The organism is Enterobacter sp. MGH 37 (assembly GCF_000534515.1).
GTDB lineage: Bacteria > Pseudomonadota > Gammaproteobacteria > Enterobacterales > Enterobacteriaceae > Enterobacter > Enterobacter kobei.
Genome location: NZ_KI973205.1, coordinates 1,168,801 through 1,192,711 on the forward strand (window position 1 = coordinate 1,168,801; position 23,911 = coordinate 1,192,711).

At 52.9% G+C, this 23,911-nt stretch carries 20 protein-coding genes and 2 pseudogenes; 8 read left to right on the forward strand and 14 right to left on the reverse strand.

Annotated features, from left to right (window positions below; genetic code table 11):
- The coding region (locus L383_RS18045; RefSeq protein WP_032628912.1) for a DinI family protein at positions 1-235 on the reverse strand (235 nt) is incomplete at its 3' end.
- Positions 236-334: 99 nt separating this feature from the next.
- Between L383_RS18045 and L383_RS18040 the strand changes: the two genes are divergently transcribed.
- Complete coding sequence (locus L383_RS18040; protein WP_023330253.1) at positions 335-574, forward strand: hypothetical protein; 240 nt, start codon at positions 335-337, stop codon at positions 572-574.
- A gap of 400 nt (positions 575-974) precedes the next feature.
- Here the strand turns inward: L383_RS18040 and L383_RS24830 are convergent.
- A pseudogene (locus L383_RS24830) lies at positions 975-1,169 on the reverse strand (PTS sugar transporter subunit IIBC); the annotation flags it as partial.
- 177 nt (positions 1,170-1,346) lie between these two features.
- Between L383_RS24830 and L383_RS18035 the strand changes: the two are divergent.
- Positions 1,347-2,375, forward strand: coding sequence for a Mal regulon transcriptional regulator MalI (locus tag L383_RS18035; RefSeq protein ID WP_023330256.1), 1,029 nt, complete (start codon positions 1,347-1,349; stop codon positions 2,373-2,375).
- Positions 2,376-2,479: 104 nt separating this feature from the next.
- Here L383_RS18035 and L383_RS18030 read toward each other — a convergent pair whose 3' ends face one another.
- Together L383_RS18030 and manA are read right to left on the reverse strand one after the other, a co-directional pair.
- On the reverse strand, positions 2,480-4,012 hold the full coding sequence (locus L383_RS18030) for a YdgA family protein (protein WP_023330257.1): 1,533 nt from the start codon (positions 4,010-4,012) through the stop codon (positions 2,480-2,482).
- A 99-nt stretch (positions 4,013-4,111) separates the two neighbouring features.
- Positions 4,112-5,287, reverse strand: coding sequence for a mannose-6-phosphate isomerase (manA, locus tag L383_RS18025; protein ID WP_023330258.1), 1,176 nt, complete (start codon positions 5,285-5,287; stop codon positions 4,112-4,114).
- A gap of 199 nt (positions 5,288-5,486) precedes the next feature.
- Between manA and fumA the strand changes: the two genes are divergently transcribed.
- Both fumA and fumC read left to right on the forward strand, forming a co-directional pair.
- Positions 5,487-7,133 (forward strand): class I fumarate hydratase FumA, encoded by a 1,647-nt coding sequence (gene fumA, locus L383_RS18020; protein WP_023330259.1) that lies wholly within the window; start codon positions 5,487-5,489, stop codon positions 7,131-7,133.
- Between the two features lie 139 nt (positions 7,134-7,272).
- Positions 7,273-8,667: a class II fumarate hydratase gene (gene fumC / locus L383_RS18015; protein WP_023330260.1), complete on the forward strand. Its 1,395-nt coding sequence runs from the start codon at positions 7,273-7,275 to the stop codon at positions 8,665-8,667.
- Here fumC and tus read toward each other — a convergent pair whose 3' ends face one another.
- The 7 genes and pseudogenes from tus to rstA form a co-directional block, all read right to left on the reverse strand.
- Complete coding sequence (tus, locus tag L383_RS18010; protein WP_023330261.1) at positions 8,668-9,597, reverse strand: DNA replication terminus site-binding protein; 930 nt, start codon at positions 9,595-9,597, stop codon at positions 8,668-8,670.
- A gap of 73 nt (positions 9,598-9,670) precedes the next feature.
- Positions 9,671-10,969, reverse strand: a complete 1,299-nt coding sequence (rstB, locus tag L383_RS18005; protein ID WP_023330262.1) for a two-component system sensor histidine kinase RstB — start codon at positions 10,967-10,969, stop codon at positions 9,671-9,673.
- A 128-nt stretch (positions 10,970-11,097) separates the two neighbouring features.
- Complete coding sequence (locus tag L383_RS25645; protein WP_050595720.1) at positions 11,098-11,502, reverse strand: DUF4406 domain-containing protein; 405 nt, start codon at positions 11,500-11,502, stop codon at positions 11,098-11,100.
- Between the two features lie 101 nt (positions 11,503-11,603).
- Positions 11,604-13,028 (reverse strand): protein kinase domain-containing protein, encoded by a 1,425-nt coding sequence (locus L383_RS18000; protein WP_023330264.1) that lies wholly within the window; start codon positions 13,026-13,028, stop codon positions 11,604-11,606.
- Between the two features lie 737 nt (positions 13,029-13,765).
- Positions 13,766-13,915, reverse strand: a pseudogene (locus tag L383_RS26305) (SOS response-associated peptidase); the annotation flags it as partial.
- 361 nt (positions 13,916-14,276) lie between these two features.
- Positions 14,277-14,537 (reverse strand): hypothetical protein, encoded by a 261-nt coding sequence (locus L383_RS17995; protein ID WP_014883594.1) that lies wholly within the window; start codon positions 14,535-14,537, stop codon positions 14,277-14,279.
- A gap of 237 nt (positions 14,538-14,774) precedes the next feature.
- Positions 14,775-15,491, reverse strand: coding sequence for a two-component system response regulator RstA (gene rstA, locus L383_RS17990; RefSeq protein ID WP_014883595.1), 717 nt, complete (start codon positions 15,489-15,491; stop codon positions 14,775-14,777).
- A 128-nt stretch (positions 15,492-15,619) separates the two neighbouring features.
- Here rstA and L383_RS17985 point away from each other — a divergent pair, with 128 nt between their 5' ends.
- Complete coding sequence (locus tag L383_RS17985; RefSeq protein WP_014883596.1) at positions 15,620-15,955, forward strand: GlpM family protein; 336 nt, start codon at positions 15,620-15,622, stop codon at positions 15,953-15,955.
- Here the strand turns inward: L383_RS17985 and folM are convergent.
- The 3 genes from folM to ydgH form a co-directional block, all read right to left on the reverse strand.
- Positions 15,952-16,674 carry a dihydromonapterin reductase gene (folM, locus tag L383_RS17980; protein ID WP_014883597.1) on the reverse strand — a complete coding sequence of 241 codons (723 nt, stop codon included), beginning with the start codon at positions 16,672-16,674 and terminating at the stop codon, positions 15,952-15,954. The genes L383_RS17985 and folM overlap by 4 nt on opposite strands.
- Before the next feature lie 40 nt (positions 16,675-16,714).
- Positions 16,715-18,097, reverse strand: a complete 1,383-nt coding sequence (locus L383_RS17975) for an amino acid permease (protein ID WP_023330267.1) — start codon at positions 18,095-18,097, stop codon at positions 16,715-16,717.
- Positions 18,098-18,282: 185 nt separating this feature from the next.
- Positions 18,283-19,227: a DUF1471 family protein YdgH gene (gene ydgH / locus L383_RS17970; RefSeq protein WP_014883599.1), complete on the reverse strand. Its 945-nt coding sequence runs from the start codon at positions 19,225-19,227 to the stop codon at positions 18,283-18,285.
- 535 nt (positions 19,228-19,762) lie between these two features.
- Between ydgH and pntA the strand changes: the two genes are divergently transcribed.
- The 3 genes from pntA to L383_RS17955 all read left to right on the forward strand — a co-directional run bounded on the left by pntA (position 19,763) and on the right by L383_RS17955 (position 23,908).
- Positions 19,763-21,292: a Re/Si-specific NAD(P)(+) transhydrogenase subunit alpha gene (pntA, locus tag L383_RS17965; RefSeq protein WP_023330268.1), complete on the forward strand. Its 1,530-nt coding sequence runs from the start codon at positions 19,763-19,765 to the stop codon at positions 21,290-21,292.
- 10 nt (positions 21,293-21,302) lie between these two features.
- Positions 21,303-22,691, forward strand: coding sequence for a Re/Si-specific NAD(P)(+) transhydrogenase subunit beta (gene pntB, locus L383_RS17960; protein WP_023330269.1), 1,389 nt, complete (start codon positions 21,303-21,305; stop codon positions 22,689-22,691).
- A gap of 107 nt (positions 22,692-22,798) precedes the next feature.
- Positions 22,799-23,908 (forward strand): mechanosensitive ion channel family protein, encoded by a 1,110-nt coding sequence (locus L383_RS17955; RefSeq protein ID WP_014883602.1) that lies wholly within the window; start codon positions 22,799-22,801, stop codon positions 23,906-23,908.
- Positions 23,909-23,911: the final 3 nt, after the last annotated feature.

Consider the following 23,911-nt stretch of genomic DNA (forward strand, 5'->3'; position numbering starts at 1 on the left):
CAGAAACCAGCCACATATCGGAATCTTCAAACATTTCCTCCAGCATGCGATTGAGCTTTTCCCGATCACTTTTGCTGGCATCGCTATTCAGGCCGTTTGCCTGCATCGGCTTAACCTTCACTTCGGCATCAGGGAAAATCTGGTGCACTCGCTTCGTTAGTTCAGCCAGGATGATCTCTCTGGCCCCTTGGAGCCCCTCAACATTTCGCTTGTCATAAACCAGTTCAACAAACATACCGATCCCCTCTTAAGTGAAAATTGCCTGTGCTTGATCTGTTTTCATAAAAATAATACTGTATATGCATACAGTCAATGTGCGAATGAGGGTTCGTTCATGCCTCGTCAACCGGATATTCGTGCTGCTTTTATTGCGGCCATAGAGCTTAACCCAAAGGGCTACCGCTATCTGAGGACAGATAGCTTCATTCAGAAGTTGAGGGGCTTTAACTGGCACTTTACTAGGGGTGATGCAAATTCGTGGATAGAGCGCAACCAGCCAGGTTTCGCTGACAAAACGACAGACGGCAGCGACAACCGTTATTGGATTTTACGCAATGTGGGGATGGCCCAGTAATGGGATTTGCATCACCTGTTAACGATTATGTCGAACGACAGCTATCGCCTGAAGTCATATGCAACATAGGCGCGGAAAGCAGAGTACTTGAAACTGATGTTGGCTTTGCCATCATTGAGCCTGCAGCGAAAAGCGCGCCCGGCGATGTGCTGCTCATTTTGTGCGACGGTCATACGCAGTTCGCCAAACTGATGGGTAAGGTGTTAATCACGGACGATGGCGAGGCGATAGAAGGCCCGGCACTGGAAGAGGTTGAGGTAATGGGGCATGGATGGGGCATAAAGTTACCGCGAAACGACGTTAGTTCATTGCACATGACAAATCGTATCGCGGCAACATAGCAGAAGTTACCGCACTTCAATCCAACATCAAGCCACTTCGTTAAAAGACTTAATAGTCTCCAGATGAAGATCGCCTGCAGTACGGGGGTACCGAGGAACGGGATCAGGGTAATGACGTCTTTACTGCTCAGTGAGCTACCGATCCCGAGCATGATCCCACAGAACGAGAGGAGTGCCACGGGCAGCATAAAGGTTTTACCCAATTGCTGGAAAAACTCCCACAGCGATATTTTTTGTGCTGCTTTCGCCGTCATAAAACGACTCCTTTATTGTTAAAATCAGTTTATCTGCTTCAATGCTGCGAGAAGATAAAACGTTTTATCAAAGTTTAGTGCGCGCTAAATCACATTCTCAGGCTTTGACTGGTAGTATAAAGATAACGTATTGATAAAACGTTTTACCGATCTCATTTCAGGGAGTCACGCCGACACATGGCTGTAGCGAAAAAAATCACCATCAACGATGTCGCGCTGGCGGCGGGGGTCTCCGTCAGTACCGTTTCTCTGGTGCTGAGCGGAAAAGGGCGCATCTCGCCTGCCACCGGGCAGCGAGTTAACGAGGCGGTTGAACAATTAGGCTTTGTGCGTAACCGCCAGGCGTCGGCGCTGCGCGGTGGGCAAAGCGGGGTGATTGGCCTGATTGTCCGGGATCTGACGTCTCCGTTTTATGCAGAATTGACCGCCGGGTTAACCGAGGCGCTTGAAGCGCAGGGGCGGATGGTCTTTCTGCTGCACGGCGGACGCGAAGCCGAGCAGCTCCTTTCCCGGCTGGATATGCTGCTCAACCAGGGCGTGGACGGGGTGATCGTCGCCGGGGCGTCGGGCGTGGGTAGCGAACTGTGCGAGCGTGCCGCCGAAAAAGGCGTGCCGCTGGTCTTTGCTTCGCGCGCCAGCTACCTGGACGAAGCGGATACGCTGCGCCCGGATAACATGCAGGCCGCGCAAATGTTGACCGAGCATCTTATTCGTCGCGGTCATCAGCGCATTGCCTGGCTGGGGGGTAAAAGTTCGTCCCTGACCCGCGCCGAACGGGTCGGCGGCTACTGCGCGACGTTGATCAAATACGGTCTGCCGTTCCACAGTGAATGGGTTGTTGAATGTGAGTCCAGCCAGAAGAAAGCGGCTGAAGCGATAAATGCGCTGTTGCGAAGCAACCCGACGATCAGCGCCGTGATTTGCTACAACGATGTGATTGCTATGGGGGCCTGGTTTGGCCTGATCCGCGCCGGGCGGCAGAGCGGTGAGGGCGGGGTGGAAACCTTCTTTGGCCACCAGGTCTCGCTGGGGGCGTTCGCCGACGTCGGTGAAAACGCGCTGGATGACCTGCCGATCGTCTGGGCCACCACCCCCGCGCGGGAGATGGGCTACACGCTGGCGGACAGAATCATGCAGCGCATCGAGAATACGGATGTCCAGGCCGGGCATCAGATTGTGGCGGCGCGCCTGGTCACCGTGAAATAAACGCCTCTGCACATCGCCCGGCGGCAACGGCCCCCGATCGTAGGCCGGGTAAGCGTCAGCGCCACCCGGCAATAAAAAACCCCTCATGAGAGGGGTTTTGACGTTTACTGCTGCGGTGCCGCCGGTTCGGCTGGCGCTGCGGGTTCAGCCGGTTCCGGCATCCCCAGCGTCGGCATACCAAACATGCCGACGAAGTCTTCCAGCGGCATTTTGTCGCCGTTGAGCGTAACCTGACCATTGGTGTACTGCAGGCTGGTGGAGATGGTATTGTTTTCCACCTTCGTGATGCGGAACATCTGGCCCATCGCCGCCAGGCCTTTCACCTGCTGGTTCGCCAGTTTACCGGCGTCTTCGTCGCCGTAGCCTTCCAGCTTCGCAATCTGGGTCATAAACTCGGTTGCCATATCCATCGGGATAGTCAGCTTGCTGTCGAGGGACTTCACGCTGCGATCCACTTCCTGCGCCAGCGTCTGCGGTTCACCCGTTGCGGTTGCCGGATCTTTCAGGAACAGAGACAGGTTGAAGTTGGTTTCGCCTTTGCTGTTTTTCCAGCTCAGAGGTGCAACGGTTACCACCGGCTCGCCTTTCAGCAGGATCGGCAGGTTGTTGAACAGCACCGCCATCGCCTGCTGCTGATACGCTTCCGGGTTCTGTTGCAGGGCGGTATTGGTCAGCAACGCCTGGCTCTCTTTGCTGTATTTCTGGCTAAATTCATGCCACGCCTGGCCGTCGATATTGCCGATCTTCAGCGAGAGTTTGCCGGTGCCCAGATCCTGGTTCTGGACCTTCAGGCTTTTCAGCGTGTAGTCCAGCTGGGTGTTGATGCTTTTCCCGTCTTTGGAAACGTCGGATTTGCCGTTGACGTCCATGCCTTCCAGCACGGCCATCTCTTTACCTTCAATCGCGATAGCAATCTTATCAACGGAGAGCGTCTGATCGCCGATACGCTCTTTAAAATCGGTCATACGGCTGTTGCCGTCGGCCTTCAGCTTATTGAAGGTGAGCTGAACTTTTTGGTTGTATTCGTTTACGGCGTTGACCAGGCCGCTTTCCGCTTCACCCGTCAGGGAGAAGACATTGCCATCCCGATCCGCGTCGACTTTGAAATTGCCGCCGCTGAAGGCGACTTTCTCATTCTCTTTCTCATAGTTCAGCGCTTTCAGAGCAATATCAGAACTCGTATCACCGGAGTAGCTGATGCGGGTGTTAATGTCGAAAGGGGATTCATTCTTTGCCAGATCAAACAACGGTTTAGTGACGTCGTTATTCACCAGCACGGTGTGAACTGATGCCATGGACGGTATCAGATTAAACGATTTCAACTGTGCCAGCGGGAGCGGACCGTGGCTGACCACTTCATCCAGCACCACGCTCTGGCCTGGCTTCAGCCAGCCGTTTTCATTACCGGCCATTGGCTTCACCACCAGCTGCATATGGCTGGTGAACACGCCGCGCTGATAGTTCTGATAGCTCAGTTCCAGACCTGCTTCCGGCGCGCTGCGCTTAATCTCTCCATTAGCCTGTGCCACCATCTCAGCCAGACGGCCTTCCAGCTGTTTCCCGGTAAACCAGGAGGCACCCGTCCAGACCACGCCTAACGCTACAATCACTCCAACCGCTACGACCGATTTTTTCATTGCGACTATCCCTAAAATGAAACCAGGCGGTAAAAACCGCCCGGAGATATTAAGCCTGCAACTAGCTTAGCAAGAGTTGTTAAAAAATTCAGTAAGTGCTTAAAGCTTATTGAAAACGCGCGCCAGGCGACCGGTGCCGCTTACGCTAACCGGAGACTCATTCGCTGCAACGAACGCTGACTCACCGGGCTTAAGTACCAGACGCTGTTCACCTTTGTGCAGCGTGGCTTCGCCTTCGACACAGAACAGGATTGCTGCACTTTCCTGCGCAATGGTGGTTTCGGTCAGGCTCAGGTCGTGCAGGGAGAAGGCAAAATCGTCCACCGGGATCGGGAAGTCCAGCTCTGCACCTGTTTTGACAGGCTGGGTGAGCAGCTCACCTGCCGGTTTTGCCACAAACTTCACGTTGGCAACCAGCTCAGGAATATCGATATATTTCGGCGTCAGGCCCGCGCGCAGCACGTTATCGGAGTTGGCCATCACCTCCAGCGCCACGCCCTGCAGGTAGGCGTGCGGGGTTTCCGCGAACAGGAACATCGCTTCGCCCGGGTTCAGTTTCACCACGTTCAGCAGCAGGGGAGAGAACAGGCCGCTGTCGTCCGGGTAGAACGCGGAAATCAGACGGATGGTTTCCCACGGTTCACCGTGCTGGCTGTCCAGCGTCGCTTTCAGAACCGCCAGCGCGTGAGATTTCTCTTCACCCTGCATATTCAGCAGGCTGGCAAACAGCTGGCTCAGCGCGTCGGCATTCGGGTTTTCAAGGAAGTGGGCGATAGCCTTGTTAGCACCCGCGACCGGTTGCAGCAGGGAAACGATCTCGGAAAATTCGCGGAATGCGTTCATCGCCAGGAACGGGGTCAGCGCAAAGACCAGTTCCGGCTTGTGATTCGGATCTTTGTAGTTACGCTCGGCAGCATCTAACGGGATACCCGCCGCGTTCTCTTTCGCAAAGCCGATTTCAGAGGCTTTTTTGTTCGGGTGAACCTGGATGGAGAGCGGCTGGTCGGCACACAGGACTTTAAACAGGAACGGCAGTTCACCGAAGCGCTGAGCAACGTTGTCGCCCAACAGCGCGGATTTATCGGCGTCGATCACGTCACGCAGGCTGCGTACCTGGCCGCTGGCGTCTGCAATTTTTGAGCTGCTCTTCGGGTGTGCCCCCATCCACAGCTCTGCCATCGGCAGATTGTTTGGGTTAGCGATACCGTAGAGATCCGTTAACGCAGTTTTACTTCCCCAGGCGTAGTTTTGCACTGAGTTAATGAGTTTTTGCATTATCAAGCCCTGATTCAATTGTGGAATTAACTTCGGGTATTAAAGCAATAAACCACATGGAAGTAACCTGTGGATGTAAAAAGTCGTACTAGTCTCAGTTTTTGTTAAAAAATTGTGTAGGATAAGCTGACTCGCTTTTAAGCCGGGCAGCGGAACATCTGCCCTGAATAAACAGACCGAAGCAGTAAGTGAGAGAACAATGTCGAATAAACCCTTCCATTATCAGGATCCTTTCCCCCTCAGTAAGGATCTGACCGAGTATTACCTGTTAACCCGCGATCACGTCTCCGTTTCTGAGTTTGAAGGACAAGAGATCCTTAAGGTGGATCCGCAGGCGCTGACGCTGCTGGCGCAGCACGCTTTCCACGACGCCTCGTTTATGCTCCGTCCTGCGCATCAGCAGCAGGTAGCCGATATTCTGAGCGACCCGGAAGCCAGCGAGAACGATAAATACGTTGCCCTGCAGTTCCTGCGTAACTCCGATATCGCGGCGAAAGGCATTCTGCCAACCTGTCAGGACACCGGCACGGCGATTATCGTTGGTAAAAAAGGCCAGCGCGTCTGGACCGGCGGCGGTGATGAAGCGGCGCTGGCCCACGGTGTTTACAACACGTATACCGAAGATAACCTGCGCTACTCGCAAAACGCGGCGCTGGATATGTACAAAGAGGTCAACACCGGCACCAACCTGCCCGCACAGATAGATCTCTACAGCGTCGACGGTGATGAGTACAAATTCCTCTGCATCGCCAAAGGCGGCGGTTCGGCCAACAAAACCTATCTCTACCAGGAAACCAAAGCGCTGCTCACCCCGGGCAAGCTGAAGAACTACCTGGTCGAGAAAATGCGTACTCTCGGTACGGCTGCATGCCCGCCGTACCACATCGCGTTTGTGATTGGCGGTACCTCGGCTGAGAGCACGCTGAAAACCGTCAAACTGGCCTCAACCAAATACTATGACGGTCTGCCAACGGAAGGTAATGAACACGGCCAGGCATTCCGCGACGTGCAGCTTGAGCAGGAGCTACTGGAAGAAGCGCGTAACCTGGGGCTCGGCGCACAGTTTGGCGGTAAATACTTTGCTCACGACGTGCGCGTGATCCGTCTGCCGCGTCACGGTGCATCCTGCCCGGTCGGCATGGGCGTTTCCTGCTCTGCGGATCGCAACATCAAGGCGAAGATCAACCGCGAAGGCATCTGGATCGAAAAACTGGAAAACAACCCAGGCAAATACATCCCGGAAGAACTGCGTAAAGCGGGTGAGGGGGAAGCGGTTCGCGTTGATCTCAACCGTCCGATGAAAGAGATCCTGGCCCAGCTTTCTCAGTACCCGGTGTCGACTCGCCTCTCTCTGAACGGCACGATTATCGTCGGCCGTGACATTGCGCACGCAAAGCTGAAAGAGCGTCTGGATAACGGTGAAGGGCTGCCGCAGTACATTAAAGATCACCCGATCTACTACGCAGGACCGGCCAAAACGCCTGAAGGCTATGCTTCCGGCTCGTTAGGTCCTACCACGGCGGGCCGTATGGACTCCTACGTTGACCAGCTGCAGGCCAACGGCGGCAGCATGATCATGCTGGCAAAAGGCAACCGTAGCCAGCAGGTAACGGACGCATGCCATAAGCATGGCGGTTTTTACCTGGGCAGCATCGGCGGCCCGGCGGCGGTCCTTGCGCAGGGCAGCATCAAGAGCCTGGAATGCGTGGAATACCCGGAACTGGGTATGGAAGCCATCTGGAAAATTGAAGTGGAAGATTTCCCGGCGTTTATCCTGGTGGATGACAAAGGTAACGACTTCTTCAGGCAAATCCAGTCGTCCCAGTGTTCAGCGTGTGTGAAGTAAGTTAAAACCTTGTCGGGTGGCGTTAGCGCCACCCGACTCCAAGAAGAGCGCACAAAGCGCCATAACGTTTCTCAGAAGTCATCAATACTTATCTCTTAAGCATGTGAGCAATCCCGACAGTGTTATCAAGGAGAAAGTAATGACAACGGTACGCCATGAGAAAGACTCTATGGGCGCAATCGAGGTTCCGGCCGACAAGCTATGGGGCGCGCAAACCCAGCGTTCGCTGGAGCACTTCCGTATTTCGACCGAAAAAATGCCCGTCTCGCTGATTCAGGCGCTGGCACTCACCAAACGTGCAGCGGCAAAAGTAAACCAGGATTTAGGCCTGCTGGGCGCAGATAAAGCCACCGCGATCATTAATGCCGCCGACGAAGTGCTGGCCGGTAAACATCCCGACGAATTTCCCCTCGCCATCTGGCAAACCGGTTCCGGTACCCAAAGCAACATGAACATGAACGAAGTGCTGGCGAATCGGGCAAGTGAACTGCTGGGCGGCGTGCGCGGCATGGAGCGTAAGATCCACCCGAACGATGACGTTAACAAAAGCCAGAGTTCCAACGACGTCTTCCCGACGGCGATGCACGTAGCGGCGGTGATCGCGATCCGCGAGCAGCTTATTCCGCAGCTCAACGTGCTCAAAACCACGCTCAACGAGAAAGCGCAGACCTTCCGCGACATCGTTAAAATTGGCCGTACTCACCTTCAGGACGCTACGCCACTGACGCTCGGTCAGGAGATTTCCGGCTGGGTGGCGATGCTGGAACATAACCTGAAGCATATCGAGAACAGCTTGCCCCATCTGGCGGAGCTGGCGCTCGGTGGCACGGCGGTCGGTACCGGGTTAAATACGCATCCTGAGTACGCGGTGCGCGTGGCGAAGGAGCTTGCAGCCATTACCGGCCAGCCATTCGTCACGGCGCCCAATAAATTCGAAGCGCTGGCGACCTGCGATGCGCTGGTTCACACCCATGGCGCGCTGAAAGGTCTGGCGGCTTCGCTGATGAAAATTGCCAACGACGTCCGCTGGCTGGCCTCAGGGCCGCGCTGCGGTATCGGTGAAATCAGCATTCCGGAAAACGAGCCGGGCAGTTCTATCATGCCGGGTAAAGTCAACCCGACCCAGTGCGAAGCCATGACCATGCTCTGCTGTCAGGTGATGGGCAACGACGTGGCGGTTAACCTGGGCGGCGCGTCCGGCAACTTCGAGCTGAACGTCTATCGTCCGATGGTGATTCACAACGTGCTGCAATCTGTTCGTCTGCTGGCCGACGGGATGGAGAGCTTTAACGAGCATTGTGCGGTGGGCATAGAGCCAAACCGCGAGCGCATCAGCCAGCTGCTGAATGAGTCTCTGATGCTGGTCACCGCACTCAATACCCATATCGGCTACGACAAGGCCGCCGAGATCGCCAAAAAGGCGCACAAAGAGGGGCTAACGCTGAAAGCTGCCGCTCTGGCGCTGGGTTATCTAACGGAGGCGGAATTTGACGCCTGGGTTCGCCCGGAAGCGATGGTCGGCAGTCTGAAATAATCATCCCGCCACATACAGGTGCAGCCGCGGAATAATCAGCTGTAGCGGCTGCGCCTGAGGCCGATAACGGTGCTGAACATTTTCAGCGTCGTAATTCAGCAGCTCACCAATATCCGGTACGATGGCGCCCTGATCGGCATCATAAAGCGCAATCAGCGGCGTCGGGCAGGCATATTGTACCTGTTTTTGCTGACCGGAATACCAGACGCGAGCGATAGGCTGCACCTTTACCGGACGCTTAATTTTGAGGCGCGTATCCGCCGGTAACGAGGCGATGCTGTGATACTCCTGCTCCAGACGCTCAATCCACTGTTCACGCGACCACGGTGCAACGGTACGCGGTGCCTTAAGACTTTTTTCCAGCTGCGCCAGCACCTCATCCCGGGTGAAGTTTTTAATGATGTGCTTATTCGCCCAGCCGAAGCGCAGCGTGGCGGGGTGACGCAGTGCGGTCAGCGTGCGGTAGGCATTAAGGGTAATTAATCCCGGAAGCTGGCGGTGCACCCACTCAAACCGGGCGGCCGGAGCGAGGCCGGACTCTTCGGTCACTATCTTCTCAAACGTTGCTTTCAGGGCGTTGATATGCGCGATCTGGTTTTCCAGCGCCTCGCGCGTGGTGGCATCGGTTTGCAGGCAGATCACGCCCGGCAGGCGCACGGCCGCCTTGCTGCTGCGCTGTTCCGACTGCTGCTGAATAAAAAGGTGGCGGTAGTGCTTCAGGGCCAGCTCAAGCGCGGCGCTGCCGATATGCTGCTTCACCTCAATGGCGTCGAGCGGATCGTGCTCCGCGCCTTTGGCGATATCGGGCAGGGTAAAGACGCGCGCGGCCAGCAGGCGGCAGGTCTGTAAACGCGCGGTCAGCGTCAGCAATTCGTGTTCTATTTCGCGGAACGTGCTGTTCAGCCGTTCGATGAGATCGTAGGTTGCCATAAGCACTCTCATTAGTTACAACATACTTATCATATAGCACAGCACGCCGGGTCAGGCCAGCGTGCGGTTAAGGTCAGACAGGGACGGGAAGGGCGATGTTATGGTACACCGGCCAGTTAAAGCAGAAGCGTGCGCCGCCGAGTTCGCTCTCCTCACAATGCACCGTGCCGCCCATGGCCTGCGCAATAGAGTAAACAATGGCCAGCCCCAGTCCGCACCCGCCGGTGGCGCGATCGCGGCTGGGATCGAGGCGGACAAACGGTTCAAATACGGTTTCTCGTGCTTCCGGGGCAATTCCCGGTCCATCGTCTTCAACTGTCAGGCTTGCCTGGTTACCCTGCAAATCCAGTCCAATCTGTAGCGTACTTTCGCTGTAGCGCATGGCGTTGTTCAGCAGGTTATCAAGCACGCGCTCCATCAGCCGCATATCGAGCGCGCCGTAATCGCCGGGTGTGACGCGCGTCAACAGCGTGCGTTGCGGGTTCACGCTCTGGACATCATCAATATGGGTTTGCAGCCAGGCGGGCAGATCTGGCGCACTGAGGTCCAGCTCGTTTTGTGGGCGGTCGAGGCGCGCGTAGGTGAGCAGCTCTTCAATCAGCGCTTCAAGCTGACCAATATCGCGGTTTAGCGCGAGTGACTCCGCTTCTGTCAGATTCTCGCTCATCTCCAGACGATAACGCAGGCGAACCAGTGGCGTGCGCAGCTCGTGGGCAATACCGTCGATTAGCTGTTTTTTACTGGCGATCAGGGCATTGATGTTATCGGCCATCTGGTTAAAGGCCACGCCCAGCCGTTCAAAGCTGGAACCGCTGTCGAAGTGAATGCGCTCGGTGAAATGCCCCTCGCCAAAACGCTGTGCGGCGGATTCCAGCTTCAGCATGTCCTGCCAGTGGGGACGCATCCAGATAAAGACCGGAAACGCGAGCGAAATGGCGATAAAGGCCATCAACGCCATGTCCAGCAGGCGCATCTGGTGAAGATAATAGAGATAAGGAACCGGCCCGACAGCCAGCACATAATGGCTGCGCGGAATACGCTGGATAAAGGTGTATTTCTCATCCAGCGCCACGATATCGCCATCGCGCAGGCGCTGCATTGCGGGCGGATCTAACTCGAAATCTTTTAATGGCTCGATGCGTAAATCAAATGACAGGTTCAGATCGAGTTCTTTGAGGGTGTTCGCCCAGTCGTGCGGCGGGATCTCTCTGAGTTCGCTCCGCATCAGATACAGCGAGCTTTTCATCAAATCGTCCAGCGACTGCCTGCCCGCACGTTCGGCGGTAAATTTATAGACCAGCCCGACCAGCATGGTCATGACCAGGAAGCAGACAAACAGTAAAAGATAAAACTGCACAAACAGCTTTTTCATTCCATCTCACATGAAAATCAGGATGTTAACTATTACTTGCTATTCTCTAAGGGCACCATGGGGACACTGCTGCATCCGCCTATGCGATTGTTGAGGAACTCAATCTGATCACCATCGAGAGCATTTATTCAAGCAGAGTACACTTTATACGTCATTTCTGCATTCTCGGGGTCCAATTGACCCGCAATAAACGCAGGGTTTGCTCCAGCAGAAAGCATCCAGCAAGCGTATGTGTTCATGACTTTAACTTGAAGTTTATAAGCGAGGTGATAATTACGCAGTTGCCCCCGGTTGCCTTCCCGGCCATCAAGCAAATGGATGCCATCAGCGCGCTTAAGCATCGACATGCAGATTGTTGTGTAATCGGCCAGTGACAGGCCATCGGAAGGAAGTACGGGATTATGGGGAATATCAACGACCACGATAAGGCGTTCTGACGCGGAATTGAATGCCGGGCGGTAGAAGTGGGGGCGATTGGTCATTGGCCCTGCGATATACACAATCATGTTGCGAACCTTGTGAAATTCAGTCATATCCCGACAAACCACTTCTGATTTATCGGGAATGGATTTACATGATAAAAAACATTTGGCAGTTAATAAGGTACTTGAGTATTTAGTCCTTATAAAAATCATTAACGTCTATAACGTGAAGCCGCATTTCCAATTAACTCCCTAAATTTTGATTCCCCCATATTCTGCCATGCATCATAAGTACTTGATGTTGCATTGTAACGGGAAGCTTTACTGAAGAAAATAAAGGATCCCTTAATATATCTGTTTACACGGCGAGCCGTTTCAGGTAATGGCTGATAATTATACTCGGAATATTCCCACGCTTCAGGTCCTGTATATTCACCTCTATCTAACTCTGTTAGATATTGATCGAATCCATTATGTGAAAGGGCCACGCCTTCAATTGGCTTTATTTCCTCAGCTTCAAGCCAAAAATAATTCCATTCTGGATCGAACCCAAAAGATTCATAGCATAGCTTTTTGGGTTTTAGTATTTCTGCAGACTGAGGGCCAACTATTAAATATATAGCCCCCGGTTCACCTGCTGATTCGACGCCTTTTAGGTCCATACCTCCACCAGAGGGATAAAACATATGATTTAATGATTTTCTTTCAGCGATGATGGAAAGGATATTGATAATATCCTCTTTATTTGTCCATTCTGCATGTGCTGGAGAACCCATTGGAAAAAGAATGTTTTGGACTTCTAACCATTCTGTAAGATTACGAGCCCCAAAATTTGCATTTAATTCTAACCATTTTATTAATTCGTCTTTAAACACTTTGATCGAAGGGCGAAGATTTGGATCGTTATCTGTTGATTTATGTAAAAGGTCTTCAAGAGGCGAAAGATAAACATCCTTCTCATAATTTGACAAAGAAAGCGTACTGCCCCGAATGAATTGGCCATCGAAACCTAATGATTGCTTCGTTAAAGCAATCCATAATGATTTTGCGAATGAGTAAACATCTGCTGGTTCCCCATCTGCTTTATAAGCAATACGCCGCATCTCTGGAGCCATTGTAAATTTAGCACCAACATCGCGTCTTTCTGGGGTAAGGTTCCCGCTTTCGGGAAATTTCACTAAACCAAAATCCGTTAAATATAGTCTGTCTGAAAAATAAAGAAAATTATCTGGTTTAATGTCACGATGGTAAATTCCCTGCATATGTAACTGTTCGAGAGTTTCAGCAAGAGGAATAAATGCTTCAATTATCTCTGAGAAATTTTTACCTTCTATAAATACAGAGAAGGGTAAAGCTAAAGGCATGACATACCATGGTTTACTTAATCGAGGATTATCTGGCAAAGAGGAGATTGTAATTGGAATAACTCCCTCAATACCGCACCTTGTAACGATATCAACCTCATTCTTGAATCGTTGATAAGTATCATCTTGAATTCGACGTAAGATTTTTAAAGCGAATTCCTCTCCAGTTTCATTATTTGCAATCTTAATTACGTCACCATTTCCACCACTGCCTAAAATTTCAACCGAATGAAATCCTGAGACTGGACAATTAGGTAATGCATCTCTCGTCATACGCACCTCTACGATCCTTAAATAAAAGATTTTATCATCAAGTGCGAGTTTGAACAGAGAAGTTCTTTAGATTTTTAATACCTTTTATCATTCGGTTTAGCTTCACTTTTATGTAGGGAGTAGTAATGCCCTTACATGTGCAACATGGCGACATGCCTCAGAGATCTGCTATTGGTTGGTTCTTAAGTTAATGAGGAGCATAAAGCAATCATCCCCTCTAACACCAGTTGAAGACCGCCATCAAGACAAGCTTTAGTGCTTTGGTTTGGAGTTAGAAGACCACCCGGAATGGTCTTTCACAGTTTTTCTATGCTCTCTGGAAATAGAATAACCATAATTCAAACAAGAGATGTGAAGATAAAAATTCTTTAATATCAAATTAATAGATGGTGATTGTGATTAAAAATGATGCTATTTGTTGTGAATATGAGTTTGCTCTCGTTCGTGGTGTTAGCACGTAGTGGTTATTGTTCACATCATGGCGGTGTCGCTGCACGTGGAAGTTATGGTTATAAGCAATGTAATGATTGAAACGAATCTCCATCATGTACTTGCGCAAACTATGACAAAGCAGATGCAGCACCCGTTCTGCAGAAACAGTCAACGTTTTATTTACCCATTATCGCTGTGTGAATCCATATCTGGGTCTGGTTTGAGTTGCATATATCGAAGGCTAATCCTGAGGTTTGTATGTACTTAAAGAAGTTGAATCAGAAGGGCTGGGTGCAATTGCCGCCACGTTCGCTTAACAGCGGTACTTTGATACCTGTCGCGACGTTGTAACTCCCGATCGGCTCTTGTTCATAGGCAATATCGCGATCACTTTCGTCATCTAGGAAAGCAAGATAATCCTCACGGGATTTTGATCAGGAAAAACGTCCGCACATAGAAACATCCAAGTCAGACTGAAAGTATAGGATAGGGGGAAAAAAGTATCGCGCACTGGTTAAGTTTTATTGATGGATTCAAGGTGATTATGTGTTTGGAGAAAGAGACGCAAAAAGGGGACATTTTAGAGGATGAGGACACAAAATGTGACACTAATTTGACTGTGTTTGTCTGTATCTGTCGGTTCATGCTCATCGTATATCCCCTTTTAATCATGGATATTGCTAATTTCAATGCGGTTCATACAAGCTTCCATAGCTTAAACTGCACAAACAGCTTTTTCATTCCATCTCACCGGAAAAACGCGATAGGCAGAATATACATGAAAAACCTCACCTGTTTTCATGTCTGTGACGCCTCTTACATTGCGTGCGCACTTCTTTTGACCTTGGCGATGAGTTTTTCCGTGACGGCCAGGCCTTCAGCAATGTGCGTATCAATCACGTCCGTTCCGAAGTCCCTGATTAAGTCCAGGAGCATTTCGTAAGACTGAATCAGTTCCAGCAGGTCAAAGAGCGCTTTTAGGTCGGTACCTGAGGGGGAGGATTGCTTAAAGGTTAGCTGATTAACAATCCATTCAAGATTGGTTTTGATGGCTTCTACTTCATGGTAGCTATACATATTTCATAGGCTTAAATCCTCACTTCAAGATTTCATGGGAGGGAATGTGCGGAACAGGTGTAAGCAGGTAGCGGGGCCGGTGCGGCCTGAAGAAGAGACAATTGAACTTTAATTATGGATTAGATAGCGTGCTTAGCAAGTATTTGTTGCGCAAACGGGTAATTAAACGCGAGAAAGAGAAGGCATCGCGATGTAATGCCTTCATTTCGAGCATGTTTGGTTAGCCGGTGAGCGTAATCAGGTTTCCCAGGCGTGCGGGGCAAACAGATAACCTTTGTTACGCACGGTTTTAATGCGGTAGGGCTCGGTGGCATTATCCTGCAACTTTTTGCGCAGGCGCGAAATCGCAACGTCGACGCTGCGGTCCATGCCGTCATAGCTCACGCCACGCAGGTTTTTCAGCAGCGCGTCACGGTCCATGATTTGCCCGGCATGCGTTGCCAGTTCCCACAGCAGGTCAAAGTCGGCGGTGGAGAGGGCGATAAGCTCGCCGGAAAGCAGCACCTGGCGGTTGATCGGATCGATAGACAGCGTACCAAAACGCATCGCTTTGTGCGGCGTCAGAGAGGGGGTGGGCGATTCGCGTTCGACACTTGCGTGCTGGCGCAAATGCAGGCGCAGACGGGCAAGCAAAACGGCAGGCGGTGTGGTTTTCAGAATGTAATCGTTGGCACCCATCTCCAGCGACAGGATATGGTTCATATCGCTGTCCAGAGAGGTGAGCAACACGATAGGACCTTCCCAGCGGGCGCGCAGGTCGCGGCAGAGGGTCATGCCGTCTTTGCCAGGCAACATGATATCCAGCAGCACCAGGTCCGGGTTTTCACGGACGACCACCTCTTCGGCCCGATCGCCGCGAGGCTCAACAATGACGTCCATATCATGTTTGCCCAGATAGGCGGCGATCAACTGCCCGACTTCGGGTTCGTCTTCAACATAAACAATCTTATTCATACAACGTCTGTTTTCGTGAAAAAAGCCAACATACACCGCGGAACCTTAACCTTCCATTAATCTTTCAAAATTAACGCCGCTTCCGTTATTCTGGCTCATATTGTTATTTGATTGTTATAGGAAAAAGTATGGGGCTGGTGATCAAAGCGGCGCTGGGAGCGCTGGTGGTGTTACTGATAGGCATTCTGGCAAAAACCAAAAACTACTATATTGCCGGGCTGATCCCGCTGTTCCCGACCTTTGCGCTTATTGCCCATTATATTGTGGCGTCTGAAAGGGGAACCGAGGCGCTACGCACCACCATTGTGTTTGGTATGTGGTCTATCATCCCCTATTTTCTCTACCTGCTTTCGTTATGGTATTTCACCGGTTTTCTACGGCTTCCCCTGGCGCTGGGCGGGGCAGTGGTTTGCTGGGGGCTCAGCGCCTGGGTGTTAATTTTCTTCTGGAGCCGCTTTCACTAGCGTAACGGGCGACCGCCGTCCACGGCAAAGGTTCTGCCGGTGACATAGCAACTGGTGAGCAGGTAATCCACAAGGTCGATCACCTCTTTCTCGCCTGGGGCTATTTTCATGAGCGACTTATTGAGCGCCTGCTGGCGATACTCCGCATCATCGTTTTCATTAAATAAAATCATCGCCGGAGCGATGGCATTCACCTTCACCTCAGGCGCGAGCTTGCGGGCGAACGAACGCGTCATGTTATCCAGCGCGGCTTTACTGGCCGCATAGGCGATGTGCTTGTCGCTGCCGCGTTCCACTACATAGTCGGTGAAGTGAATAATGTCCCCCGCAGCATGACCATGGCCACGCAGCAGATCCTGCAGGGCGTGGTTAAGCAGATAAGGGGCATTGACGTGGATCTGCAGCATCGCCGAGAGCGTTTCGCTGAGTGACGTGCCGGGTTTCTCGGCCCGCCAGGCGCTGGCGTTATGGATCACGGCGCGCAACCCCGTGGTGGTGGCTTTCACTTTCTCCGCAAAGGCCAGAATGCCCTCATCAGTGGAAAAATCGGCCTGAATACAGACGGCTCCGGCTTTGCGCAAACCCTCAATTGACGGGTATTCCGTACGGTAACTGACAATGACCGGATGGCGAAGGTTGAGAAAATGATGGGCGAGGGCGAGGCCGATACGGCGGCCTCCACCCGTGATCAGTATTGGGCGAAGCGGTGTATTTCCCATCGTATTCTCCTTTACAGTTCAACAATGGGAAAGACGAGGGCTATCCCATTAACATCCAGGTTGCCGGAACGGCAGCAACCAGTAACAGTCCGATTAAGGCCATCTCACGCCGTCTCAGCGCGTTCTCCAGCTGATGCGTGCGGCGGGCGTAGATAAACACCAGCAGACCCGGCGCATACAGCACTACCGACAGCAGCAGATGCATAGGCCCGGAAGCATACAACAACCACAGACCGTAAATACAGGCCCCGATACCCACGATATAATGCGCCGGACGCGTGGCGATTTTTAATAAATACGCGCCCACTAAGAAATAGGGTACCAGAATCATCTCTGAGGCGATGGTCAGCAGGGTGTTATAGTCTGAACCTGTGAGCCAGATCAGCACCAGACAGACCTGAACGCTAATATTGGTCAGCCAGAGAGACGCTGAAGGGGCATTATTTTGGTTTTGACGGGCAAACAGGCGTGGAAACGCTTTGTGCGTCGCGGCCAGGAACGGCACTTCAGCCGCCATGATGGTCCAGCTCAGGTACGCGCCGCAGACGGAGACGATCAATCCCGCGGCAATCACGACGTCACCCCACGGGCCAAGCATTTTCACCATCAGCCCGGCCATTGACGGGTTACGCATTTCGGCCAGTTCAGGACGCGCCACCACGCCCAGCGACAGCAGCGTGACCAGCAGATACACGCCCAGCGCCGCCAGGACGGCCAGCAGCGTGGCACGGCCCACATCACGTTTGTTACGCGCGCGGGCAGAGACCACGACTGCCCCCTCAACGCCGATGAATACCCACAGGGTGATCAGCATCGTGTTTTTCACCTGCTCCCAGACCGGAACGCCCAGCGCAATGCCGCTGAAATCAAGCGTAAACACATCAAGACGAAACGCAATAAAGGCCAGTACGATAAACAGGCCGAGCGGCACCAGTTTCGCCAGCGTTGCCACCAGGTTGATGCTGGCGGCAGTCTGGACGCCGCGCAAAATCAGCCAGTGAACTACCCAGAGCAGCACCGAGGCACCGACAATTGACTGCCAGGTATTGCCGTCACCAAACAGACGCAGTTCAGGCGTATCGGTAAAGAAGCTGAGCGCTGAGAAAACGATCACCAGATAGGAGACGTTGGCGATCACCGCGCACAGCCAGTAGCCCCAGGCGGAGCAGAAGCCGATCAGCTCGCCAAATCCTTCACGCGCATAGGTGAAAATACCGCCGTCCAGATCGGGGCGAATGCGGGTGAGCAGCAGCATGGCGAACGCCAGCAGCAATATCCCGACGCCGGTAATCCCCCAGCCGATGAGTAACGCGGCGGGGCTTGCGACGGCAGCCATGTTCTGCGGTAAACTGAATACGCCCGCACCCAGCATTGAGCTTAAAACGAGTGCAGTCAGAGCACTCAGGCCAAGTTTCTTTTCCATTGGCTTCCTGTTATGAAAAGTCCCAATCCAGAATAATTATTTCGCTGCGGCGCATAAAAATGGTGGATTACACTAAGGCGCGGGATTTTACGGAGTGTCACGAAAGCATGCAATGATGTGTGGCAGAAATTCGAAAAAAGTAACAAAAAAAGGCGGCATTGCGCCGCCTTTGGTCAATGATTTTGTTACTTGTACAGATCGGCGCTGATGGTCACGTTGTTACCACGTTCCTGCCACTGGCGGGTGATATGGTAATACTTCGCCCCTTTCTTCGCCGCACGCTTCGCGACCTGGTAAGAGACTTCCGTCATGTTGCCGTAGTTGCCGGTAAACTTGATGCTGTCGAACGGCACCATCTGTGCAGCAGTGGCTTTGTTCAGCTCTTCAATTTTGGTGCCGTCTGGCAGCGTCACGGAATAGCGGCCACCTTTCGTGGATTGCGTTTCAAAGAAACGGCCCACTTCAGCGCTTGGTGCCGCAGTCGTCGCTACGCCTGGAATTTCAACTTTCTTCGCTTCTTCGCCGCCTTTCGCTATCGCCGCGCGACCCGCTTCGGAGTCAGCAGGGATGGCATCCGGGCTCTGCAGAACGCGTTTCTTCGCATCTTCTTTATAGATGAATGCGGTAATACGCTGGTTGCCGCCCTGGTTAGCATCCACCTGGCGCACGATATAGAACGAGTAGGCCCCTTTCTCTTTCGCGGCTTTGGTGATGGCATCGTTCACTTCAGGCTGGCTGCGATAGAAGCCCTGAACGGTAACGGTGTCGTACGGTTCCAGCTCAATTGCCTGATCTTTTGGCAGCTCAACGATACCGTTAATCACACGGTTTTTCGGTGCGTCTGCTTTTGGCGCATTGTCTTTATACAGCGCAATGGTTACGCGCTGGTTGCCGCTGTTGCCATAATCAGACTGGTCAACAACGTAAAACGAGGCCGCCCCGTTTTTATCAGCGGCTTTTGATGCGGCGGCGACGGCATCGCCAATAGAATTATAACGACCCACAATGACCGTATGGTCAAAAGGTTTTAACGCTGCCGCTTGCTCTGGCGTTAACTCTGTTGCGGCATTCGCAGACAGGGCGGTCGCACAGAGAAGTGCGGACGCCAGGAGTGTGTTCTTAAGCTTCATAAAAATAATCCTTCGCCTTGCGCAAACCATGTACTGGTATTGTTGTTAATTTGAGACGGCCCCGATTATGGCATTTAAAACCCGTCGCTGTCTGCGCCATTTTTCACTGCCTGTGCTCACTGAATTAACGAATTCGATAACATTTAGTGATATGTTGAAAAAACAGGCGTTTGACAAGTAAAACTGATAAAGCATATGACTTTTACAAGTTAATTTAATGTTAATAACTTGTTCTCTTATGGCGCTATATCATGTTTTTACCGCTTCGCTTGCGCTATTTATCGGTTCTGGCGATGAATTTAAGGTAAATATCACTGTCAGTGACGCCGATCGCTTATTTTTCACAGATAAAGTAAGAAATAGTGTTTTCTGGCGGTAGATCACGGGCGCTATTTTCAGTAGGTTATAGACAGTTTGTTACTGTTTTATTTTCCGGGGTTAATCATCTCTCATCGCTATGAGAATGGCGAAAATTGATACAAACCGCGGGCATTTATCGACAAACCATCATCAAAAACCGATGGAAGGGAAAACTATGCGTATTGGGGTACCAAAAGAACGGTTAGCCAATGAAACCCGCGTAGCGGCAACACCGAAAACGGTGGAGCAACTGCTTAAGCTGGGTTTTACCGTCGCGGTTGAAAGCGGCGCAGGCAAACTGGCGAGTTTCGATGACGAGGCCTTTATCCAGGCGGGTGCGGAAGTGGTGGACGGTGCTGAAGTCTGGCAGTCGCCGGTTATTCTGAAGGTTAACGCACCGGAAGAGAGTGAGATTGCGCTGCTGAATCCGGGCACCACGCTGGTGAGCTTCATCTGGCCTGCGCAAAATCCAGCGCTTATGGAGAAGCTGGCTGCACGTGGCGTGACCGTGATGGCGATGGACTCCGTGCCGCGTATTTCGCGCGCGCAGTCGCTGGATGCCTTAAGCTCCATGGCTAACATTGCGGGTTATCGCGCGATTGTGGAAGCGGCTCACGAATTTGGTCGCTTCTTTACCGGTCAGATCACCGCGGCGGGGAAAGTCCCTCCGGCAAAAGTCATGGTGATTGGTGCGGGTGTGGCAGGGCTTGCCGCAATCGGTGCGGCAAACAGCCTCGGCGCTATCGTGCGCGCATTTGATACCCGTCCGGAGGTGAAGGAACAGGTCCAGAGTATGGGAGCCGAATTCCTTGAGCTGGACTTCAAGGAAGAAGCGGGCAGCGGTGACGGTTACGCGAAAGTCATGTCCGAAGCCTTTATCAAAGCCGAAATGGAACTCTTCGCCGCTCAGGCGAAAGATGTCGACATTATTGTGACCACCGCGCTGATTCCGGGTAAACCTGCGCCGAAGCTTATCACCCGTGAGATGGTGGATTCCATGAAGCCGGGCAGCGTGATTGTCGACCTGGCGGCGCAAAACGGCGGTAACTGTGAGTACACCGTTGCTAATCAGGTGACGACCACCGCCAACGGCGTGAAGGTGATCGGCTATACCGATCTGCCAGGCCGCCTGCCAACGCAGTCGTCTCAGCTGTACGGCACCAACCTGGTTAACCTGCTGAAGCTGCTGTGCAAAGAGAAAGACGGAAACGTCACCGTTGATTTCGACGATGTCGTGGTGCGCGGTGTTACCGTTGTCCGTGATGGTGAAATCACCTGGCCGGCACCGCCGATTCAGGTTTCTGCTCAGCCTCAGGCCGCGCCGAAAGCGGCGCCAGAGCCAAAAGAACCCGCTAAACCGGCGTCTCCTTGGCGTAAATACGCCATCATGGCGCTGGTCATTATCCTGTTCGGCTGGCTGGCTGACGTCGCGCCGAAAGAGTTCCTCGGCCACTTTACCGTCTTCGCGCTCTCCTGCGTGGTCGGTTACTACGTGGTGTGGAACGTCTCCCACGCGTTGCACACGCCGCTGATGTCGGTGACCAACGCCATCTCCGGGATTATCGTGGTCGGGGCGTTACTGCAGATTGGTCACGGCGGCTGGATCAGCTTCCTGAGCTTTATTGCGGTGCTGATCGCCAGTATCAATATTTTCGGTGGTTTCACCGTGACTCAGCGCATGCTGAAAATGTTTCGTAAAGGCTAAGGGGTAGCATATGTCTGGAGGATTAGTCACAGCCGCATACATTGTTGCTGCAATCCTGTTTATTTTCAGTCTGGCGGGGCTTTCCAAACACGAAACGTCTCAGCAGGGGAATAACTTTGGTATCGCCGGGATGGCGATTGCGCTGATCGCCACCATCTTCGGGCCGGACACCGGCAACGTGGCGTGGATCCTGGTGGCGATGATCATCGGCGGCGCGATCGGTATTCGCCTGGCGAAACGCGTTGAAATGACCGAGATGCCGGAGCTGGTTGCTATTCTGCACAGCTTTGTGGGCCTGGCGGCCGTGCTGGTGGGCTTCAACAGCTACCTGTATCACGAACCGGGTCTGGAACCGATTCTGGTCAACATTCACCTGACCGAAGTGTTCCTCGGCATCTTTATTGGTGCGGTGACCTTCACCGGCTCAATTGTGGCGTTCGGCAAACTGCGCGGTAAGATTTCGTCTAAACCGCTGATGCTGCCAAACCGCCACAAGCTGAACCTGGCGGCGCTGGTGGTATCGTTTGTGCTGATGGTCATCTTCGTGCGTACCGAAAGCGTGGGCCTGCAGGTGCTGGCATTACTGGTGATGACCCTCATCGCGCTGGCATTTGGCTGGCACCTGGTGGCGTCTATCGGTGGTGCGGATATGCCGGTGGTGGTCTCCATGCTGAACTCCTACTCCGGTTGGGCGGCGGCGGCGGCAGGCTTTATGCTGAGCAACGACCTGCTGATCGTCACCGGTGCGCTGGTGGGTTCATCTGGTGCGATCCTGTCTTACATCATGTGTAAGGCGATGAACCGTTCGTTTATCAGCGTTATCGCCGGGGGATTTGGTTCTGACGGCTCCTCTACCGGTTCTGATGAAGAAGTGGGTGAGCACCGTGAGATCAGCGCGGAAGATACCGCAGAGATGCTGAAAAACTCGCACTCGGTCATTATCACCCCGGGCTATGGCATGGCGGTGGCGCAGGCGCAGTATCCGGTCGCAGAAATTACTGAGAAGCTGCGCGCGCGTGGGATCAAGGTTCGCTTTGGTATTCACCCGGTGGCGGGACGTCTGCCAGGCCACATGAACGTGCTGCTGGCGGAAGCGAAAGTGCCTTACGACATCGTGCTGGAGATGGACGAGATCAACGATGATTTCGCCGATACCGACACCGTGCTGGTCATTGGCGCTAACGACACCGTTAACCCGGCGGCGCAGGACGATCCGCGCAGCCCAATCGCGGGTATGCCGGTTCTGGAAGTATGGAAGGCGCAGAACGTGATTGTCTTCAAACGCTCCATGAACACCGGCTATGCTGGCGTGCAGAACCCGCTGTTCTTCAAAGAGAACACCCACATGCTGTTTGGCGACGCCAAAGCCAGCGTGGATGCGATTCTGAAAGCACTGTAATTTCGCTTCACCCTGACAAACCGCTCTTCGGGGCGGTTTTCTTATTTCTGCGGTCAGCTTTTCTCCTCTGTCTATACTTTACCCTTTGTGTAAGACGAGGAGGTGTAATGCAATTTCTGTCCCGCTTCGACATCATCGCGTTGATGATGACGCCGACATTTTGGGTAGGCGTCGCCACGGTTGTCTTTGTCACGCTGCTGGTGTACTGGCTGCTGACGCGCCTGATCGCGTTCGTTAAGAAAGGGATCACCACCTGGGGCGACAAACACCCGACCACCAACCGGATGCGTTTTATCCTGAGCGATATGCTTAACAGGACGAGTCGGATCCTGCTTTTTGTCGTAGCACTTCTGTTCAGCCTGCGTTTTGTTGACTTACCCGATCATCTTTTTGGCACGGTCAGCCATGCCTGGTTCCTGGTTTTCGCGATTCAGGTGGCACTGTGGATGGATCAGGGCGTTGTGTCGTGGCTACGTCACGTCATGCTGGCACCGGGAAGTCATAAAAACCCGGTTACGCTGGTGATCACGGGGCTTATTCTCCGTGCCATTGTCTGGTCAGTGATGCTGCTGTCTATTCTTGCTAACGCGGGCGTCAACATCACTGCTCTGGTTGCCAGCCTTGGGGTGGGGGGGATTGCCATCGCTCTCGCCGTACAAACGATCCTGAGCGACGTGTTTGCCTCCCTGTCCATTGGTTTTGATAAGCCGTTTGAAATTGGTGATTTTGTGGTGTTCAACGACGTGGCGGGGACAGTAGAGCACATTGGCCTTAAAACGACCCGCATACGCAGTCTGAGCGGGGAGCAGATCGTCTGCGGCAACGCCATTTTGCTCCAGCAAACGCTCCACAACTACAAACGTATGCAGACACGTCGTATCGTCTTTACCTTTGGCGTGGCCAGCGACACGCCGCCCGATAAGCTGCGCTACGTGGGGGATATGGTCAGGCAAATCATCACCGATGTGGGTGAGACAAAATTCGATCGTGCCCATTTCCTCGGATTTGACCGCGACCGTCTGACGTTTGAAGTCGTTCATATCGTCAATACCGCGGATTACAACAAATACATGGATATCCAGCAGGAGATCAATATCCGTATTCTTGAAGGGCTGAATGCTCAGGAGATTAAGCTGGCACTGCCGAGCATGGTATTGCACGCGCCGTGGATGCAGGATGAGCCGGGTGAACAGCCGAAGCCGGTGATGGAGAGCTGAAAA

Bases quoted from the DNA above. Each gene is read 5' to 3' on its own strand.
- L383_RS18035 (WP_023330256.1), top strand. From the start codon at position 1,347: ATGGCTGTAGCGAAAAAAATCACCATCAACGATGTCGCGCTGGCGGCG.
- ydgH (WP_014883599.1), bottom strand. From the start codon at position 19,227: ATGAAGCTTAAGAACACACTCCTGGCGTCCGCACTTCTCTGTGCGACC.
- L383_RS25645 (WP_050595720.1), bottom strand. From the start codon at position 11,502: ATGACTGAATTTCACAAGGTTCGCAACATGATTGTGTATATCGCAGGG.
- tus (WP_023330261.1), bottom strand. From the start codon at position 9,597: ATGGCAACCTACGATCTCATCGAACGGCTGAACAGCACGTTCCGCGAA.
- rstB (WP_023330262.1), bottom strand. From the start codon at position 10,969: ATGAAAAAGCTGTTTGTGCAGTTTTATCTTTTACTGTTTGTCTGCTTC.
- L383_RS17995 (WP_014883594.1), bottom strand. From the start codon at position 14,537: ATGTATAGCTACCATGAAGTAGAAGCCATCAAAACCAATCTTGAATGG.
- fumA (WP_023330259.1), top strand. From the start codon at position 5,487: ATGTCGAATAAACCCTTCCATTATCAGGATCCTTTCCCCCTCAGTAAG.
- L383_RS18030 (WP_023330257.1), bottom strand. From the start codon at position 4,012: ATGAAAAAATCGGTCGTAGCGGTTGGAGTGATTGTAGCGTTAGGCGTG.
- L383_RS17975 (WP_023330267.1), bottom strand. From the start codon at position 18,097: ATGGAAAAGAAACTTGGCCTGAGTGCTCTGACTGCACTCGTTTTAAGC.
- folM (WP_014883597.1), bottom strand. From the start codon at position 16,674: ATGGGAAATACACCGCTTCGCCCAATACTGATCACGGGTGGAGGCCGC.
- L383_RS18040 (WP_023330253.1), top strand. From the start codon at position 335: ATGCCTCGTCAACCGGATATTCGTGCTGCTTTTATTGCGGCCATAGAG.
- rstA (WP_014883595.1), bottom strand. From the start codon at position 15,491: ATGAATAAGATTGTTTATGTTGAAGACGAACCCGAAGTCGGGCAGTTG.
- pntA (WP_023330268.1), top strand. From the start codon at position 19,763: ATGCGTATTGGGGTACCAAAAGAACGGTTAGCCAATGAAACCCGCGTA.
- pntB (WP_023330269.1), top strand. From the start codon at position 21,303: ATGTCTGGAGGATTAGTCACAGCCGCATACATTGTTGCTGCAATCCTG.
- L383_RS17955 (WP_014883602.1), top strand. From the start codon at position 22,799: ATGCAATTTCTGTCCCGCTTCGACATCATCGCGTTGATGATGACGCCG.
- fumC (WP_023330260.1), top strand. From the start codon at position 7,273: ATGACAACGGTACGCCATGAGAAAGACTCTATGGGCGCAATCGAGGTT.
- manA (WP_023330258.1), bottom strand. From the start codon at position 5,287: ATGCAAAAACTCATTAACTCAGTGCAAAACTACGCCTGGGGAAGTAAA.
- L383_RS18000 (WP_023330264.1), bottom strand. From the start codon at position 13,028: ATGACGAGAGATGCATTACCTAATTGTCCAGTCTCAGGATTTCATTCG.
- L383_RS17985 (WP_014883596.1), top strand. From the start codon at position 15,620: ATGGGGCTGGTGATCAAAGCGGCGCTGGGAGCGCTGGTGGTGTTACTG.